The following is a 15,577-nucleotide window of genomic DNA, read 5'->3' as shown; positions in this document are numbered from 1 at the left end:
CGTCGCGGTAGACGCCCCCCGGCCCCACGCTCAGCGCCAGCGCACCAGCCATTGGGTGGCGCCCTGGTCCTGGCCGAGATCGCCCTTGCCGTCGCCGTACGCCGTGTCCCAGAGCAGTTGGCCCGACGGCGCGGACCCGCCGAGTGCCCACGACGACACCGAGTCACTGACGCGCTTCCAGCCCCCGGTGTCGAGGTCGTAGACGTACTGGCCCTCGGTGGTCGCCGTGTGGCTGCGGACCAGGACGAGGTGGCCGTCGCGGCTTCCGTTGTCCGCGATCCAGCCCTCGATGCCGTCGCCCTGGATCGTGGTGACCAGGTCCCCGTCGGTGCTCAGCACCTGGATCCGGTCGTCACGTCCGTCGTCGTAGGTGCCGCAGTACTGGCTGAGCACGATCCGGTCACCGGTGGCACCGAAGCCGAGCAGGTTGCACCGCTCCCCCGACTTCGGATCGAAGTCGTGCTCGGCGCCGGTCGCCAGGTCGCGGACGTGGATCCGGTCGTTGATGCCGTTGGTCGTCGTACTCCAGACCAGGGCGTCGTCCGTGAACGCGAACGCCCCGACCCGAAGGCCCTCGTCGCGGACGTCACCGGCGTCGGTCAGGGACACCGACCAGAGGTCGAACGTGTCGCCCTTCGCGGCCGCGTCGTCCGCCTCACCGTCAGGTCCCGTCGGCCACCCGCCGGGGGGCGGGCTGCCCTCGGTCGCGCGTACGCCGACGTAGAGGCGTCCGTCGGGTCCGACCTCGCCACCGAAGGGTTCGGCGCCCGCGGGGAGCGACGGCCACGTGATCGTCGCCCACTGCATCCGCGCCCGGTCCAGGACGTGCATGGTCAGCACACCCGGGTCACCGTCACTGGTGAAGCCCAGCGAGGCGAACACCAGCCGCTCGGCACCGAGTTCGAGAGGAATCATCTGCTGGTCGTCGGCAAGGTCCGGCAGCCAGGTCTTCTTCTCCGTGACCGGATCGAGCAACGCCAGCCGCTCGGTGTTGTCGACACCGTGCGGCCCGTCGCGGAACAGGATCAGCCCGTCGTCCGTGACGCCGTCGTAGTACTGCCCGTTGGCGGCGTTCAGGTCCTTGTTCGTGTACGACGACAGCACGTCGTAGTCCGTGCCCTCCACCGCCGCCGTGGCATCCCCGATGCGCAGCACCGGCCCCTGGGCCTGCGGGACCGTCCGGTTCGCGACCTGGTCGCCGTCCTTCCCGCCCGGTCGCCAGCCGATCCCCACGGTCACGACCGCAGCGAGGACGAGCGCCCCGGCAACGACGCCGGTGCGCCGGCGGCGGACCCGACGTCGACCGGACCGCAGGACGTCGGCGAGGGCGTCGCCCTCGGCCGGAGGCGAGGCGACGGCCTCGCGCATGATCTCCCGGATGTCGTTCACCATGATGCGGGTCCTCCCAGCGTGAGCTCGCCCAGTGGCGAGTCGTCGAACATGGCGCGCAGTGTGGCCAGCGCGCGGGCGGTCTGGCTCTTGACCGTGCCTTCGGTGCACCCGAGGGACGCGGCCGTGTCGGCCACGCTGAGATCCTCGAAGTAGCGGAGTACGACGCACGCGCGCTGGCGTGGTGCCAGGTCGGCGAGCGCCGCCATCAGGGCCGCTCGGGCCGTCACCTGCTCGGCGAGATCGCCCTCGGCGGCCCGGGACGGATCAGGCTCCGCCACGATCTCCGAACTCGACCTGCGACGACCGTGGTCGAGCACCACGCTGACCAGGGCCTTGCGGGCGTAGGCGTACTCGAAGCCTGCGCGGTGCAAGCGGGGCCAGGCGACGTACACCCGGATCAACGCTTCCTGGACGTGGTCCGAGGCCCGTTCCCAGTCACCGCACATCAAGAAAGCGGTACGGCGCAGGCGCACCCGGGCGCTCTGCGCGAACGCAACGAACTCGGCCTCGTCACGCATCGGTCAGGCGCTCCATGCCGAACACAACGCAGTGAGCATGCCAACAGGTTGCACCACCACAACGAGAAACCCCCGAACAACGCAGATGCGTCGTTCGGGGGTCTCGTTGAGCGGGGCCGCCCGGACTACTCCGAAGCGGTCTTGCGGCGGCGAGCCGACGGCTTGCGGTCGCTCGGCTTGGTGACGGGGTCACCGGCCTCGAGCATCGCCACGCGGCGCGAGGCACCGAAACCGGCGAGGGCCTCGACGAGCAGTTCGACGTCGGGCGCAGGCGCCATCACGTCGACCCGCAGGCCGTGCTCCTCGGCGGTCTTGGCCGTGGCCGGACCGATGACGGCGATGATCGTCGACGGGTGCGGCTTGCCGGCGATGCCGACGAGGTTGCGCACCGTCGAGGACGACGTGAACACGACGGCGTCGAACTTGCCCGTCTTGATCGCGTCGCGGGTCGGAGCCGGAGGCGGGGCCGCCCGGACCGTGCGGTAAGCGGTGACGTCGTCGCATTCCCAGCCGAGGTCGATCAGGCCGGCGACGAGGTTCTCGGTCGCGATGTCGGCGCGCGGCAGGAACACCCGGTTGATCGGGTCCAGCTGCTCGTCGTACTCGGGCCAGTCGGCCAGCAGGCCGGCAGCGGACTGCTCGCCGGAGGGCGTCAGGTCCGCACGCAGACCCCAGTCAGCGATCGACTGGGCGGTCTTGTCGCCGACCGCGGCGATCTTGAGGCCCGAGAAGGCGCGGGCATCGAGGCCGTACTCCTCGAACTTCTCGCGCACGGCCTTGACGGCGTTGACCGACGTGAAGGCGATCCACTCGTAGCGACCCTCGACGAGACCGCGGACGGCCTTGTCCATCTGCTGCGGGTTGCGCGGCGGCTCGACGGAGATGGTCGGAACCTCTTCCGGCACGCCACCGAACTCACGCAGGCGGTTGGACAGCGACGCGGACTGCTCCTTGGTGCGGGGCACCAGGACGCGCCAGCCGAACAGCGGCTTGGTCTCGAACCAGGAGAGCTTGTCGCGCAGGTCGACGACGGCACCGATGACGGTGATCGCCGGCGGCGTCATCCGCGCAGTGCGGGCGTCGGCAGCGATCCGCTCGAGCGTCGAGGTGATCGTCTGCTGCTCGGTGGTGGTGCCGACGCGGGTCATCGCGACAGGCGTCTGCGGCGAGCGACCGGCAGCGACGAGCGCCTTGGCGATCTCACCGATCTGGCCGACCGCGGAGAGCAGGACGAGGGTCGGGGTGTCGGCGTACCGGGTCCAGTCGACGGCCTTGTCGCTGCAGGTCACCACGGCCACCTCGCGGTGGTCCTTGGTGGTCAGCGGGATGCCGGCGTAGGCCGGGACCGCACCGACCGAGGAGACACCGGGGACGACCTCGAAGGGCAGACCGGCCTTGGCCACGGCCTGCGCCTCTTCGGGACCCGAGGCGTAGAGGAACGGGTCGCCGCCGAGCAGGCGTACGACGCGCAGCGGGCGCTTGGCCTGCTTCACGACGACCTTCGAGCGGTTGGCGTGGGTCAGCGGCTGGCCGTCCTCGCCGAAGCCACCGTCGATCAGTTCAGGCGCGACATCGGAGGCGAGTTCACCGGTCGCCGCCGCGCGGGCGCGGACGATGTCGACGAGCGCGGCGTGACCGGGCTCCTCGGTGATGATCACGTCCGCTTCTTCGATGAGCCGCACCGCACGCACGGTCAGGAGGTCGGGGTCGCCAGGACCCGTGCCGACGAAGGCGACCCCACCGGGGCGAGCCTGGGGGGAGGCGGGAGTCGGGGCAGCCTTGGCTGTCGTGGCTCGCGTCATGCGTTGTGCACCTTTGCGGATCGTGCGGATGGGTCAGGGAGCGTGGTCAGTTCGGCCGCGCCGTCTTCGATCATTTCGTTGGCAAGGGCTGCGCCCAACGTGACTGCGGTGCCGGGCCACGTCGTGACGTCCTCGCCCAGGGGCGTGGAAGCCGAGCGGCGGACCGCGAGCGCGCCATCAGTGGACAACGCCACGGCCCGCAACCACAATTCGGGGCCGTCATCACCTTCTGCTATGTCAGCGAGGGCGCCGATGGGTGCCGAGCAGCCACCTTCGAGGGTCGACAGCGCGGCGCGTTCGGCCGTCACGGCCGCCCGGGTCGCCGGGTCGTCGAGGCCCAGCAGCACGGCGAGGGTCGCGGTGTCGTCGGTGCGGCACTCGACCGCGAGCGCCCCCTGGCCGGGAGCCGGCAGCACCTGGAGCGGGTCGAGCACCTCGGTCGCCTCGTCCACCCGACCGAGCCGGGCCAGCCCGGCGCGCGCGAGCACGACGGCGTCGTACTCACCGGAGGTGACCTTGGCGATCCGCGTGTCCACGTTGCCGCGTACGCCGACGAGGTCGACGCCGAGGCCGAGGGCCTCGATCTGGGCGACCCGGCGGGGAGATCCGGTGCCGACGCGGCTGCCCTGCGGCAGCTCGCCGAGGGTCAGTCCGTCGCGGGCGACGACGACGTCACGCGGGTCCTCACGGACCGGAATGGCGGCGAGCGTGATGCCGTCGGCGGGGTAGGTCGGGAGGTCCTTGAGGGAGTGCACCGCGACGTCGACCTCGCCGGACAGCAGCGCGTCGCGCAGGGCGCTCACGAAGACACCGACCGAGGAATCGGGGCCAGCCAGCGGCGTGCCCTTGGCCTGGCTGCGGTCGCCGTCGGTGTTGATCTCGACGAGTTCGGTGGCGACACCGAACCGGTCACGGAGGGCGTCGGCGACGTGGCCGGACTGGGTGGTGGCGAGCGCACTTCGGCGGGTGCCGATCCGAAGCGTCATGCGGAACCCTCCTCGACGACGACGGGACGGGTCACGGCGTCGACGGCTTCGGGGTCGAGCGCGAAGAGCTCGGCCAGCGCGGCAGCGTACGAGACGGCGCCCTGGTCGTTGGCGAGCTCCTTGACCCGGACGGTCGGCTCGTGGAGGAGCTTGTCGGCCACCCGGCGAACCGCGTGGCGGATCTCCTCGCGGGTGAGGTCGTCGAGGTCCGGGAGCCGGCTCTCGAGGCGGGTCATCTCGGCGTCGACGACGCCGGTCGCCATCGATCGCAGCGCGACCACGGTCGGCGTGACGCTGGCCTGACGACGTGCGGCGAGGAAGGCGTTGACCTCCTCGGCCAGGATCCGGCGGACCTCCTGGACCTCACGTCCGGTGGCACCGCCCTGCAGCACCTTGGCCAGTTCGGCCAGGCCGACGAGGCTCACCTGGGGCAGGTCGAGGACGTCGCGGGCGATGTCGTGCGGGAGCGCGAGGTCGATCAGCGCGAGCGGTCGCTCGGGAGCGTCGCCGCGGGCGGACTCGACCATGGCCCGGTCGATGATCGCTCCCGACGATCCCGTGCAGCTGATCACGATGTCGGCGCGGCCGATCTCCTCGCCGATGTTCTCGAGCGGGGCCGAGCGTGCGTCGTACTGCGCAGCGAGCCGGTCCGCTCCGTCGGTGGAGCGGTTGACGACGACGAGGGTGCCGGCTTTGAGGCGGCTGGCGGTCGCGGTGGCCAGGCCGGCCATGGCTCCGGCGCCGACCACGACGACGTACTTGCCCTCGACAGGGCCGACGGCCTGCGCGGTGACGTCGAGCGCGGCGCTGACGAGAGACGGTGCGACCTGGTCGATCTCGGTCTCGGCACGAGTGCGCTTGCCGACGCGGAGCGCCTGCTGGAAGAGCAGGTTGAGGGCGGGCCCGACGGTGCCGAGCTCCTGGCCGCGACGCAGCGCATCACGCGTCTGGCCGAGGATCTGGCCCTCGCCGACAGCCATCGAGTCGAGGCCGGCCGCCACCTGGAAGAGGTGCGAGATGGCGCCGTCGTCGTAGTGGACGTAGAGGTGCGGAAGCATCCCCTCGGTCGACTCGCCCGCGCGCTCGACGAGGAGGCGGGAGATCTGTTCGATGCTTCCGTGGAACCGCTCGACCTCGGTGTAGATCTCGAGCCGGTTGCAGGTCGCGATGACCGTGGCTTCGGTGACGTGCTCGCAGGCAGCCGCATCGGCGACGAGCTTCTGCACGCCGTCGTCGTCGAGGGCGACCCGCTCGAGCAGCGACATCGGTGCGGAGTTGTGGGAGATCCCCACGACCAGAACGCTCATGCAGCACCTCCATCGGCAGAATTTGCCAGCGCAGCAGCGGCCGCGGCGTCAGCACCGTTGGCCTTGCGCTGCTCGTGATAGGCGAGGATCTGCAGCTCGATCGACAGGTCGACCTTGCGCACGTCGACGCCCTCGGGCACCGCCACCACGGCAGGCGCGAAGTTCAGGATGCTGGTGATGCCGATGGCGACCATCCGGTCGGCGACGGACTGCGCTGCGAGAGCGGGGGTGGCAATGACGCCGATCGCGACGTCGTGCTCCTGCACGATCGCCTCGAGCTCGTCGAAGGCGCGCACGGCGACGCCGGCAACCGTCTGGCCGATCAGGTCGGGGTCGGCGTCCAGCAGCGCGACCACCCGGAAGCCGCGGCTGCGGAAGCCGGAGTAGTTGGCAAGGGCGTGGCCCAGGTTTCCGATGCCGACGATGACGACCGGCCAGTCCTGGGTGACCCCGATCTCGCGGGCGATCTGGTAGCGGAGGTAGTCGACGTCGTACCCGACACCGCGGGTGCCGTAGCTGCCCAGGTGGGAAAGGTCCTTGCGGAGCTTGGCGCTGTTGACGCCCGCTGCGACCGCGAGATCCTCGCTGGAGCAGGTGCGGATACCGCTGTCGGCCAGAGCCGTCAGCGCCCGCAGGTACACCGGCAGGCGGGCGACCGTGGCCTCCGGGATGACCCGGTTGGCGTCTGTCGAACTCCGTGTGGTCACAGCTCCACTTTCCAGTCACGACCAGCAGAACTAGGTGGGTCGCGGCTCGATCACTGTAGGAGTTTGTGAACGTGAGAACAAAATTGGTGCGACCCCCCACGCAGGGCGTAGAGAGGGGTTTCGGGGCGGCTTCAGACCGCCGCCGGCTCCTCGGTCTCCCCGCGGTGTTCCACCGGCCACACGACGAACCGGTAGGCAGCGAAGTTCAACACCAGGCAGCACGCGATGGAGGCGAGCTTCGCGCCCCAGATGCGTACGTCGTCCGCGGCCATGCCGGCGAGGGTCAGGTCGGGCCCCTGCTCGAGCACCCACAGCCAGCCGTGGATCAGCAACGGCTGTGCCACCCACATGACCAGACCGGTCGTGGCGACGAAGAGCGCCGCGTGCCGCAGCGTGAGCTTGTCGGACTTGAACGTGAACAGCCCGTTGACCACGAAGCTGAAGACCATGCCGGCGCTGCTGGAGATGAGGTTGGCGACCGTGATGCCGAGCTGGTCGTGCAGCAGCACGAACAGCACCGCGTCGATGGCGGTGTTGCAGAGTCCGACCGCGCCGAACCGGAGCGCTGTCGCCCGGTGGCTCAGGACTCGACCCCTGGGCTCGGCGGCGCCAGGTCACGGTGCCGGCGCGCAGGAGCCGTCCGCCCGGCATCGTCGCGAGCCGCCACGGCGTCCCGCGCGACCATCGCCACGGTGTAGAGCGGGCGGTCCTGCGCCTCGACGTAGATCCGTCCGAGGTAGCTGCCGATCACGCCCATCATCACCAACTGGATGCCGCTGAGCATGAACATGCCGACGCCGAGGAACGCCCAACCGGGGACGGACTCGTCGGGCTGGAAGATGCGGACGGCCAGCACGTAGAGACCGAGCAGGACGCTGAACGCGGAGATCGCGAAGCCGAAGCGGGAGATCAGCTTCAGCGGCGTGGTCGAGAAACCGAGGATGCCGCTGGCGGCGAAGTTCAGCATCTTGCGGAACGGGTAGCCCGTCTCTCCCGCGAACCGCTCGTCGCGGTCGAAGAGGTGTGCCTCCTGGCGGAACCCCACGTGGGCCACGATGCCGCGCAGGAACCGGTCGTGCTCGCGGTAGCGGGAGATCTCGGCGACGACGCGCGCGTCCATGAGCCGGAAGTCCCCGACGTTGCGCGGGATCTCGATCGACGCGAGCCGGTCGAGCACCCAGTAGAAGCCGAAGGCGGTGAACCGCTTGAAGGGCGTGTCCTTGCGGGTACGACGCTGCGCGTAGACGACGTCGACGCCGTCCTCCCAGCGCTCGATCATCTCGACGCTGACGCGCGGCGGGTCCTGCAGGTCGGTGTCCATCACGATCACGGCGTCGGCCGACTTCGCCTCGGCGACGAGGTCGAGTCCGGCCGTCACGGCGAGCTGGTGACCGAAGTTGCGCGAGAACTGGACCACGGTGACGCGCGGGTCCTGGGCGCGCAGGTCGATGAGGCGTTCCAGGGACGCATCGCGGCTTCCGTCGTCGACGTACACGAACTCGAAGGCCAGGTCGGGCCGCGCCGCCGTCGCCTCGACGAGGGCCGCATGGAAGACCGCAATGCCCTCCTCCTCGTTGTAGACGGGGAGGACGTAGGCGATCCGGCGAGGACCGTCCTGCGTCGCGGGGGCGTCCGAGTCGCCGCGTGTGCCTTCCATGGGGGGTGACTCTAGAGGAGCGCTCACAGGATCACGGCGCCGAGAAGGACGACGACCACGATGCCGGTCAGCACACTGAGCAGCCCCTGCACGCGACCCAGCCAGGCCACCGCGGTTCCGTCCATCGGCGTGACGATGCCCTCCGGCGGCGCCACCGCCCCTTCCAGCGCGAGCTGGCGCTCCCGGAGGAACGAGAAGGCCGCGATCGCAAGGATCGGCCCGGCCGTCGTCCAGTAGCGCCCGCCGGCGATGTGGACGAACGGCTGCACCAGCAGGGCGCCGAGGGCGAGCTTGGTCAGTACGTCGAGCAGCCGGGCCTCGAGGCTGCGACGGGCATGGAACAGCAGGGACACCGCACCGAGCAGGACGAGCGGCACGTAGAGCGCCCACGTGATCGCGTTGGCGACCTGCGCACCGGCGTTGCCGAACGTGCCCCGGCCGTCCTCCGGCTCGAGGTAGCCGGTGAAGTTGTTCGGCTGCAGTGAGTAGGCCCCGAGGTTGTGCACCACCTGGTCGAGGTAGTGCGACGGAGTCAGGTCGCGCAGCGCGTAGCTCGACATGTGCTTGAGGACCTCGACCTCACTGGTGTCGGTCGAGCGGCCCACTTCGCGGGCGTAGCGCAGCGGCCGGAACCACTGGGTGCTGTCGGGGTCACAGTGCCCGAAGCAGACCTCGCTGCGGTTGCCGAAGGTGTTGGCCATGACGGTGGGGACGGTGGTGGTCGTCATGACCCGGCCGCCGAGGGACTCGGACGCGAAGTAGGACCACGGCGCGAGCAGCAACACGAAGACCACGCCGGCCAGGACGGCCGAGCCGATGGCGCGGACCCGGACCTTGCCGCGCAGCATCACGATCGCCGTCGCCAGGGTCGCCACCCCGAGGACCGCGAGCAGGATCGACGTGCTCGAGCGCAGGTAGAGCTCGGCGGTCGCGAGCAGGCCGAGCACCAGCCCTTCCTTGAGGGTGGGCGCCTTGCCCTCGCGCAGACCGCGGTACATCTCGACGAGATGGACGAGCAGCAGCACCAGCACCAGTCCGGCGCACAGGTCGCCCCAGGCGCCGTACGAGAAGACGACATAGCTCGGGATCAACCCGGGTACGACGACCAGGACGCACGCCCAGCCGGGGCTGAGTCGACGCGCCACCGAGCGCACCACGATCAGGAACAGGACGAGCGTGAACAGCCCGAGGTAGGCGCGAACCAGCCACATCGGTGCGTCCGGGAACAGCACGTAGACCGGTGCGATCACCACCGGCATGCCGGGCATGAACCATCCCGAGGCAACCACGTTGCGTTCGAGTTCGGCCGAGTCCGGAGAGGTGAAGGCGAAGCTGTCGCGCAGCAGGTTGGACAGCGCACGGCCACCGTTGAGGTACGCCGACTCGTCACCGACGGGCGCGGCGTTCATCACCAGCGGGAAGATCAGCAGCTTGAGGAGCACGTGGGCCACGACGAGCCAGCCGAGCATGATCTCGGGGCGCGGCAGCCAGGCCGGTCGGGCCAGCAGGAAGCGGGTCACCTGGTCGGCTCCCGACGCTTCTTGCCGGCGTCGGCCCACCGCTTGGTGGAGGACGGGGAGTCGCAGACCGGGTCGTCCTTGGCCTTGGCCACGACGGGCAGGTCGAGCTCGAACTCACCGCGGACCAGGGTCTCGGCGCTGGTGCCCGGCAGTGAGGTGACCGTGATGCCGACCTCCTCGTCGCCCTTGGCCAGGTTGACGTCGACGGTACGGATGCCGTTCTTCGTCAGCTCCTGCGAGCCGTACTCGTCGAAGCCGACCCTCGTGAAGGCCGCCACCAGCAACCGCTGCGCTTCGACGCTGTCCACCAGGTCGTACTGCCCGTACAGGTGGCGGCGCTTCCCCTCGGGCGTCTCGACGTCCTCGTCCCACCGCACCTGGTAGGCGAGTCCGTCGAACTTTGCGTCGCCCGGCAGCGGGTAGCAACCGCTCTCGATCGCGTCGGTCGTGAGCAGCGGCCGGTAGTTGTTGGTCGGGACGGCCCGACCGAACGAGTGGCTGAACAACAGCACGACGAGGACGGCGATGACGCCGGCCGCGACGCCGACCCGACGGTGGCGCGGCGAAACGAGAGGGAGCATGGTGCCCCGAGGATAGTCAGCCGCGCAGCGCGCGGCGCAGTCGCTCGGGGTCGACCCGCCAGAAGTCGTGCTGCTTGCCGTCGACGAAGGTCACCGGGATCTCGTTGGCAAACCGGCTGCCCAGCGCCGGGTCGTCGTCGATCGAGACCTCCTCGTAGGACTCCCCCGTCTCCGCGCAGATCGCTTCGATGACCAGGCGCGCGTCGTCACAGAGGTGGCAGCCGGGCCGGCCGTAGAGCGTGATCCGGGGAGCGGTCACTGTTCGAGAAGACCCATCGCGAGGCGGCGCTGCTCGCCACGGAGCACGCCCTTGCGGATCTTGCCGGTGATGGTGCGGGGCAGCGCTTCCACGACCTCCACCCGCTCCGGTCGCTTGTACGGCGCCAGTCGCTCCGCGCACGATGCGCGCACCGCCGCCACCAGGGCGTCGGCGTCCGCATCGGCGTCGTCCGGGACGACGTACGCGATCACGGCCTCGCCGGTGCTCTCGTCGGGGGAACCGACCACCGCGGCCTGGCGGACGCCGGGGACCTCGTTGATCACCGCCTCCACCTCACTCGGGTAGACGTTGAAGCCCGAAACGATCACGAGTTCCTTGACCCGGTCGACCAGGAACAGGTCGCCGTCGCCGTCGAGGAAGCCGACGTCGCCGGTGGACCACCAGCCCTCGGCGTCCGGGCCGTCGGCGCCGTCGGGCCAGTAGCCGCTGAAGAGGTTCGCGCCGCGGATCTGGATCTCGCCCGGGTCGTCGGCCTCGGATCCGGCGAGCACGTGTCCGTCCTCGTCGATCAACCGCAACTCGATGCCGGCGAGTGCGGCACCGACAGAGCCGGGCTTGGAACCCGCGGACAACAGGGTGCTGGTCACCACGGGCGAGGCCTCGGTGAGGCCGTAGCCCTGGTGCACAGGCACCCCGGCCAGCGCGGTGAACTCCTCGACCACCTCGGCAGCCAGAGGCGCGGAGCCGGACAGGATCATCCGGACCGGCCCGAGCCGCTCGGCGAGAGCGTCGACATGGCGCCAGGCAGCGAACACCGGCGGCGCCACCGGGATCACGCTGCAGGCCTCGTCCTCGATCAGGTCGAGGGTGCCCTCGGGGTCGAACCGCTCGGCGAGAACCAGCTTCGCCCGGTGCCGGATCACGCCACCGAGCACGGCACCGAGGCCATAGACGTGGAACAGCGGCAGGACGCCGAGGACGACGTCGTCGGTGTGGATCATCGGCGGCTCGACATCCGCGACCTGCGCGACGTTCGCGAGCAGCGCGCGATGGGTGAGCATCGCCGCGCGCGGCAGACCGGAGGTTCCGCTCGTGAAGAGCAGCACGGCCAGCTTCTCGGGGTCCTGCAGCGGCGGAACTGCGCGGCCATGCTCGGCCCGCAGGTCGTCGTACGTGCTCTCGCCGTCGGCGGCGGCCGCGCCGACCGCAACCACCTGCGGCGGCCGGGTTTCCAGTCGTACGACGCCCGCCCGAACCGCTTCGACGGCGGCGCCGTCGGCCAGGACCATCCGCGCGCCGGAATCGGCGAGCATCCGCGCGAACTCCTCGGCCGTCGAGCCCGGATTCACCGGGACGGCGACGGCCTGGGCGCGCAGGATGCCGAGGTAGGTGACGACGAACTCGAGGCGGTTGCCCATCGCGACCATCACCCGGTGGCCGGCCAGGATGCCCGCGGAGCCGAGCCCGGTCGCGACGCGTCCGACCGCGTCGTCCAGCTCGCCCCAGGTCAGGCCGCGACCGCCGGCCTCGACCAGTGCGAGCCGGTCAGGCAGGTCTGTCGCAGCGGCCGCCACCAGCGCTGCCACGTCCGGCGCAGCGGTGGCCTCGGCAAATGACATAGGGGCGATCCTATGTGGCGTGAATCGGAAATGCTTGGCTGGTTGGCGTGCGATCGGTGCGTGCATCGCAAGGCGGCCAATGATTCCCGATTCACGCCACCAGACCGGTGGTCGTCCGTAACGTCGGATCCCTAAGGTTGGGGCATGACCCCCGCCGATCGCCCCCGCCGGCTGAACCTGCAGCAGCGCTCGACGCTCGCAGGCGAAGCCGCGGCCGCTGCCGCGGAAGTCGAGAGCGCACTGACCCCGGCCAAGGACACGCAGGCCGCCGCATTCTTCGACGTCGACAACACGGTCATGCAGGGCGCCAGCATCTTCCACCTCGCCCGCGGCCTGCACCGCCGCAAGTTCTTCACCACCCGCGACATCCTGGGCGCCGCCTGGAAGCAGGCGTACTTCCGGATCTCCGGCAACGAGGACCCCGAGCACGTCGCCGAAGCCCGCAACTCGGCCCTGGCGTTCATCGCCGGCCACACCGTCGCCGAGCTCGAAGAGGTCAGCGAGGAGATCTTCGACGAGGGCATGGCCCACCGGATCTGGCCCGGCACCCGTGCGCTGGCCCAGATCCACCTCGACCAGGGTCAGCGGGTGTGGCTGGTCACCGCGGCTCCGATCGAGATCGCCAGCCTGATCGCGCGGCGCCTCGGACTCACCGGCGCGCTGGGCACCGTGGCCGAACACATCGACGGCGTCTACACCGGCGCCCTGGTCGGCGACATGCTGCACGGCCCCGCGAAGGCGGTCGCCGTCCAGGCCATTGCGGACCGTGAGGGACTCGACCTGTCGGCCTGCTCGGCGTACAGCGACTCCTACAACGACCTGCCGATGCTGAGCCTCGTCGGCGACCCGGTCGCCATCAATCCGGACGCCAAACTCCGGGCCCACGCCCGCGCCGAGGGGTGGCGGATTCGCGACTACCGCACCGGGCGCAAGGCGGCCCGGGCCGGCCTCATCGCCGGTACGGCGGCGACGGGTGCGGCGGTCGCCGGGACCGTCGTACGACGCCAGGTCCGCCGCTTCCTCTCCTGACCGGCCCGCCAGAGGAGCCCGGAACCCCCAGGGTGACCACCGAAATTCATCCGATCGGCCCTCTCGGAGGTTCACAGGTTTGGGTAACACTCTGATTGGTTTCACCGTAGGATGCGCCGTGGGGGTACAGGGAGGGGACCGGGGATGACCTGGGAAAGCAGTAGCACCGCGCGTGGGCTCGACGCCCTGCGCGCCGCCGTGCTGTCTGTCCTGACCCTCGAACCCGCTCTCGCGATCGCTGGAACTGGCGGCTTTCCGGGCGACTCGCGCACCCGTCGTGACAACGGCTGGCTGCTCAGCGAAGCCCACGCCGAGCTCCCCAACGACGACTTCGACCGCACCTCCGGTCCGGCCGGGTACGGCGACGCCACCCTCGCCACGTCCTCCGAGGACTCCCCCGAAGCCCGCGAACGGCTGATCGGTCTCGTCGAGCTCGCCCGTGGCGGCGACTCCGAGGCGTTCGGCATGCTCTACGACCACTACCAGTCCTCGGTCTACCGCTTCCTCTACTACCGCACGCGGTCGGTCGTGGTCGCCGAGGACCTCTGCTCGGAGACCTTCTTCCGCGCCCTGCGCAACATGTCGTCGTTCCGGTGGCAGGGCAAGGACTTCGGCGCGTGGCTGATGACCATCGCCCGCAACCTCGCGACCGACCACTTCAAGGCCGGACGCACCCGCCTCGAGTTGACCACCGAGGACATGGGTCAGCACGACGACTCGACCGAGGGCCCCGAGAACGCCGTTCTGGCCGGGCTCACGAACGAGATCCTGCTCGAGTCCCTCACCAAGCTGCCCAACGAACAGCGCGACTGCCTGATCATGCGCTTCCTGCAAGGCATGAGCATCGCCGAGACCGCTCTGGCCCTGGGCCGCAGCGACGGCGCCATCAAGCAGTTGCAGTTGCGCGGGGTCCGGAACCTCGCGAAGTTGATGCCGGAGGGCCTGCGATGAGCGCCCTCACCCCGCGTCCCCAGGGTTTCGTCCGCGTAACTTCTGACGTTGTTCCCTCGTTGTACTGCTGTACGGATGGATGGGTCCACTCGACCCTGCTCACGCGAGGATGGACATGGTGATGCGCGGGAACGCCTGGTCGCGACGCGCCGAGGAGTTCGATGCCCTGGTGACCGGCAAGTCCGGTGACCTCGAGGGACATCGCGAACTGCTGGACGTGGTGGCTGCGCTGCGCTCCGTGGAGCCCGTCACCGCCCGTCCCGACTTCGTCGCCTCGCTGCGCACCCAGCTGATCGCCGCTGCGGAGCGCGAGCCCGCTCGCGTCGACCAGGCCATTGCGGCCCGGCTCACCCCGAAGCAGCGCCGCGGTTCGCGTGAGCGTCGCCTCGCGGCGGTCGTCGGCGGCTTCGCCGTCGTCTCGGCCACCGGCTCGATGGCCATGGCCTCACAAAGCGCCCTCCCGGGTGACGTCCTGTACCCGGTCAAGCGGGCGATCGAGAACGCCCAGACCAACCTGCAGGCCGACGAAGCCTCGCGCGCCGAGACCCTGCTGGCCCACGCCGAGTCCCGCCTCAACGAGGTGCGCGAGCTCACCGCCCGCGACGCCGACTCCGACGTGATCTCCTCGACGCTGCAGGACTTCACCGACCAGACCGAGCAGGCGTCCGAGGCCACCCTCGACGACTACGCGGCGACGGGCAAGAGTGAGCGGATCGCCGACCTGCGGGCGTTCGCCGCCGACAGCATGGACGTGCTGAGCGCGCTCGGTCCGGTTGTTCCGTCCGAGAGCCGTTCGATCCTGATCACGGCCACTCAGACGGTCCGCCAGGTCGACGTCGCTGCCTGGGAAGCCTGTGCCGCCTGCGCGGACGGCGACCTCGCCCAGATCCCCGACTTCGCGCTGCAGTCCCTCAGCAACGTGCTCAGCGGCACGATCCCGGACACCGCATCGGTCACCGCGCCCGGCAACTCGACGGCCAAGCCGAACGACAAGCCGACCACGGCCCCCGTGCTCCCCACTGAGATCCCGACCGGTCCCGCATCGCCCGTCGACCCCACCACGGTGCCCACCATCACCGACGGTGTCGGCGAGACGATCGACAAGGTCACCGACGGCGTCACCGGCGGTCTCACCGGCGGCGGCTCGACCCCCAGCACGGACGACCAGACGCTGACCGGGACCCTGGTCGACGGTATCGGCGGCCTCCTCGGCGGCTTGTTGCAGTAACTGCCTGACGGCAGTTGTTGTACGCACCCGACCGGCGTCGACGGGCAGCTTGCTGCCCCG

General features: G+C 70.2%; 15 protein-coding genes. 3 read left to right on the top strand and 12 right to left on the bottom strand.

What is annotated here, in order from left to right:
- Window positions 1–30: 30 nt before the first annotated feature.
- From HRC28_RS05045 to HRC28_RS04990, 12 genes are all read right to left on the bottom strand, one after another.
- Window positions 31–1,392 carry a hypothetical protein gene (locus tag HRC28_RS05045; RefSeq protein WP_182379072.1) on the bottom strand — a complete coding sequence of 454 codons (1,362 nt, stop codon included), beginning with the start codon at window positions 1,390–1,392 and terminating at the stop codon, window positions 31–33.
- The gene (locus HRC28_RS05040; RefSeq protein ID WP_182379071.1) at window positions 1,386–1,910 is read right to left on the bottom strand and encodes a SigE family RNA polymerase sigma factor; all 525 of its coding nucleotides are present in this window, start codon (window positions 1,908–1,910) and stop codon (window positions 1,386–1,388) included. The genes HRC28_RS05045 and HRC28_RS05040 overlap by 7 nt, the downstream gene beginning before the upstream one ends.
- Before the next feature lie 125 nt (window positions 1,911–2,035).
- Complete coding sequence (locus HRC28_RS05035) at window positions 2,036–3,712, bottom strand: uroporphyrinogen-III synthase (RefSeq protein WP_182379070.1); 1,677 nt, start codon at window positions 3,710–3,712, stop codon at window positions 2,036–2,038.
- A complete protein-coding gene (hemC, locus tag HRC28_RS05030; protein WP_182379069.1) occupies window positions 3,709–4,698 on the bottom strand; it encodes a hydroxymethylbilane synthase in 990 nt (329 codons plus the stop codon). Before hemC ends, HRC28_RS05035 begins: the two co-directional genes overlap by 4 nt.
- The gene (locus tag HRC28_RS05025; RefSeq protein WP_182379068.1) at window positions 4,695–6,005 is read right to left on the bottom strand and encodes a glutamyl-tRNA reductase; all 1,311 of its coding nucleotides are present in this window, start codon (window positions 6,003–6,005) and stop codon (window positions 4,695–4,697) included. The genes hemC and HRC28_RS05025 overlap by 4 nt, the downstream gene beginning before the upstream one ends.
- A complete protein-coding gene (locus tag HRC28_RS05020) occupies window positions 6,002–6,712 on the bottom strand; it encodes a redox-sensing transcriptional repressor Rex (RefSeq protein WP_237111708.1) in 711 nt (236 codons plus the stop codon). Before HRC28_RS05020 ends, HRC28_RS05025 begins: the two co-directional genes overlap by 4 nt.
- Window positions 6,713–6,843: 131 nt before the next feature.
- Window positions 6,844–7,296 carry a GtrA family protein gene (locus HRC28_RS05015; protein WP_182380461.1) on the bottom strand — a complete coding sequence of 151 codons (453 nt, stop codon included), beginning with the start codon at window positions 7,294–7,296 and terminating at the stop codon, window positions 6,844–6,846.
- Complete coding sequence (locus HRC28_RS05010; protein ID WP_182379067.1) at window positions 7,293–8,369, bottom strand: glycosyltransferase family 2 protein; 1,077 nt, start codon at window positions 8,367–8,369, stop codon at window positions 7,293–7,295. The genes HRC28_RS05015 and HRC28_RS05010 overlap by 4 nt, the downstream gene beginning before the upstream one ends.
- Before the next feature lie 23 nt (window positions 8,370–8,392).
- The gene (locus HRC28_RS05005; RefSeq protein ID WP_182379066.1) at window positions 8,393–9,889 is read right to left on the bottom strand and encodes a hypothetical protein; all 1,497 of its coding nucleotides are present in this window, start codon (window positions 9,887–9,889) and stop codon (window positions 8,393–8,395) included.
- A complete protein-coding gene (locus HRC28_RS05000) occupies window positions 9,886–10,470 on the bottom strand; it encodes a hypothetical protein (RefSeq protein WP_182379065.1) in 585 nt (194 codons plus the stop codon). The genes HRC28_RS05005 and HRC28_RS05000 overlap by 4 nt, the downstream gene beginning before the upstream one ends.
- Before the next feature lie 16 nt (window positions 10,471–10,486).
- Window positions 10,487–10,729 carry a glutaredoxin family protein gene (locus tag HRC28_RS04995; protein ID WP_182379064.1) on the bottom strand — a complete coding sequence of 81 codons (243 nt, stop codon included), beginning with the start codon at window positions 10,727–10,729 and terminating at the stop codon, window positions 10,487–10,489.
- Window positions 10,726–12,309, bottom strand: coding sequence for an AMP-binding protein (locus HRC28_RS04990; protein ID WP_182379063.1), 1,584 nt, complete (start codon window positions 12,307–12,309; stop codon window positions 10,726–10,728). The genes HRC28_RS04995 and HRC28_RS04990 overlap by 4 nt, the downstream gene beginning before the upstream one ends.
- Window positions 12,310–12,453: 144 nt before the next feature.
- On the opposite strand from HRC28_RS04990, the gene HRC28_RS04985 reads away from it, so the two are divergent.
- The 3 genes from HRC28_RS04985 to HRC28_RS04975 all read left to right on the top strand — a co-directional run bounded on the left by HRC28_RS04985 (window position 12,454) and on the right by HRC28_RS04975 (window position 15,517).
- On the top strand, window positions 12,454–13,338 hold the full coding sequence (locus HRC28_RS04985) for an HAD-IB family hydrolase (protein ID WP_182379062.1): 885 nt from the start codon (window positions 12,454–12,456) through the stop codon (window positions 13,336–13,338).
- A 144-nt stretch (window positions 13,339–13,482) separates the two neighbouring features.
- Window positions 13,483–14,289, top strand: coding sequence for a sigma-70 family RNA polymerase sigma factor (locus HRC28_RS04980; protein WP_182379061.1), 807 nt, complete (start codon window positions 13,483–13,485; stop codon window positions 14,287–14,289).
- A 115-nt stretch (window positions 14,290–14,404) separates the two neighbouring features.
- Window positions 14,405–15,517 carry a DUF5667 domain-containing protein gene (locus HRC28_RS04975; protein ID WP_182379060.1) on the top strand — a complete coding sequence of 371 codons (1,113 nt, stop codon included), beginning with the start codon at window positions 14,405–14,407 and terminating at the stop codon, window positions 15,515–15,517.
- Window positions 15,518–15,577 lie beyond the last annotated feature (60 nt).

Source organism: Nocardioides sp. WS12 (assembly GCF_014108865.1).
Taxonomy (GTDB): domain Bacteria; phylum Actinomycetota; class Actinomycetes; order Propionibacteriales; family Nocardioidaceae; genus Nocardioides.
Note: the sequence above shows the minus strand (reverse complement) of the source record. Positions and strands in the feature narration are given on the sequence as shown.

Excerpts from the sequence above, each read along its gene's own strand:
- HRC28_RS05045 (WP_182379072.1), bottom strand. The coding sequence starts at position 1,392 with ATGGTGAACGACATCCGGGAGATCATGCGCGAGGCCGTCGCCTCGCCT.
- HRC28_RS05040 (WP_182379071.1), bottom strand. The coding sequence starts at position 1,910 with ATGCGTGACGAGGCCGAGTTCGTTGCGTTCGCGCAGAGCGCCCGGGTG.
- HRC28_RS05035 (WP_182379070.1), bottom strand. The coding sequence starts at position 3,712 with ATGACGCGAGCCACGACAGCCAAGGCTGCCCCGACTCCCGCCTCCCCC.
- hemC (WP_182379069.1), bottom strand. The coding sequence starts at position 4,698 with ATGACGCTTCGGATCGGCACCCGCCGAAGTGCGCTCGCCACCACCCAG.
- HRC28_RS05025 (WP_182379068.1), bottom strand. The coding sequence starts at position 6,005 with ATGAGCGTTCTGGTCGTGGGGATCTCCCACAACTCCGCACCGATGTCG.
- HRC28_RS05010 (WP_182379067.1), bottom strand. The coding sequence starts at position 8,369 with ATGGAAGGCACACGCGGCGACTCGGACGCCCCCGCGACGCAGGACGGT.
- HRC28_RS05000 (WP_182379065.1), bottom strand. The coding sequence starts at position 10,470 with ATGCTCCCTCTCGTTTCGCCGCGCCACCGTCGGGTCGGCGTCGCGGCC.
- HRC28_RS04990 (WP_182379063.1), bottom strand. The coding sequence starts at position 12,309 with ATGTCATTTGCCGAGGCCACCGCTGCGCCGGACGTGGCAGCGCTGGTG.
- HRC28_RS04985 (WP_182379062.1), top strand. The coding sequence starts at position 12,454 with ATGACCCCCGCCGATCGCCCCCGCCGGCTGAACCTGCAGCAGCGCTCG.
- HRC28_RS04980 (WP_182379061.1), top strand. The coding sequence starts at position 13,483 with ATGACCTGGGAAAGCAGTAGCACCGCGCGTGGGCTCGACGCCCTGCGC.
- HRC28_RS04975 (WP_182379060.1), top strand. The coding sequence starts at position 14,405 with ATGGTGATGCGCGGGAACGCCTGGTCGCGACGCGCCGAGGAGTTCGAT.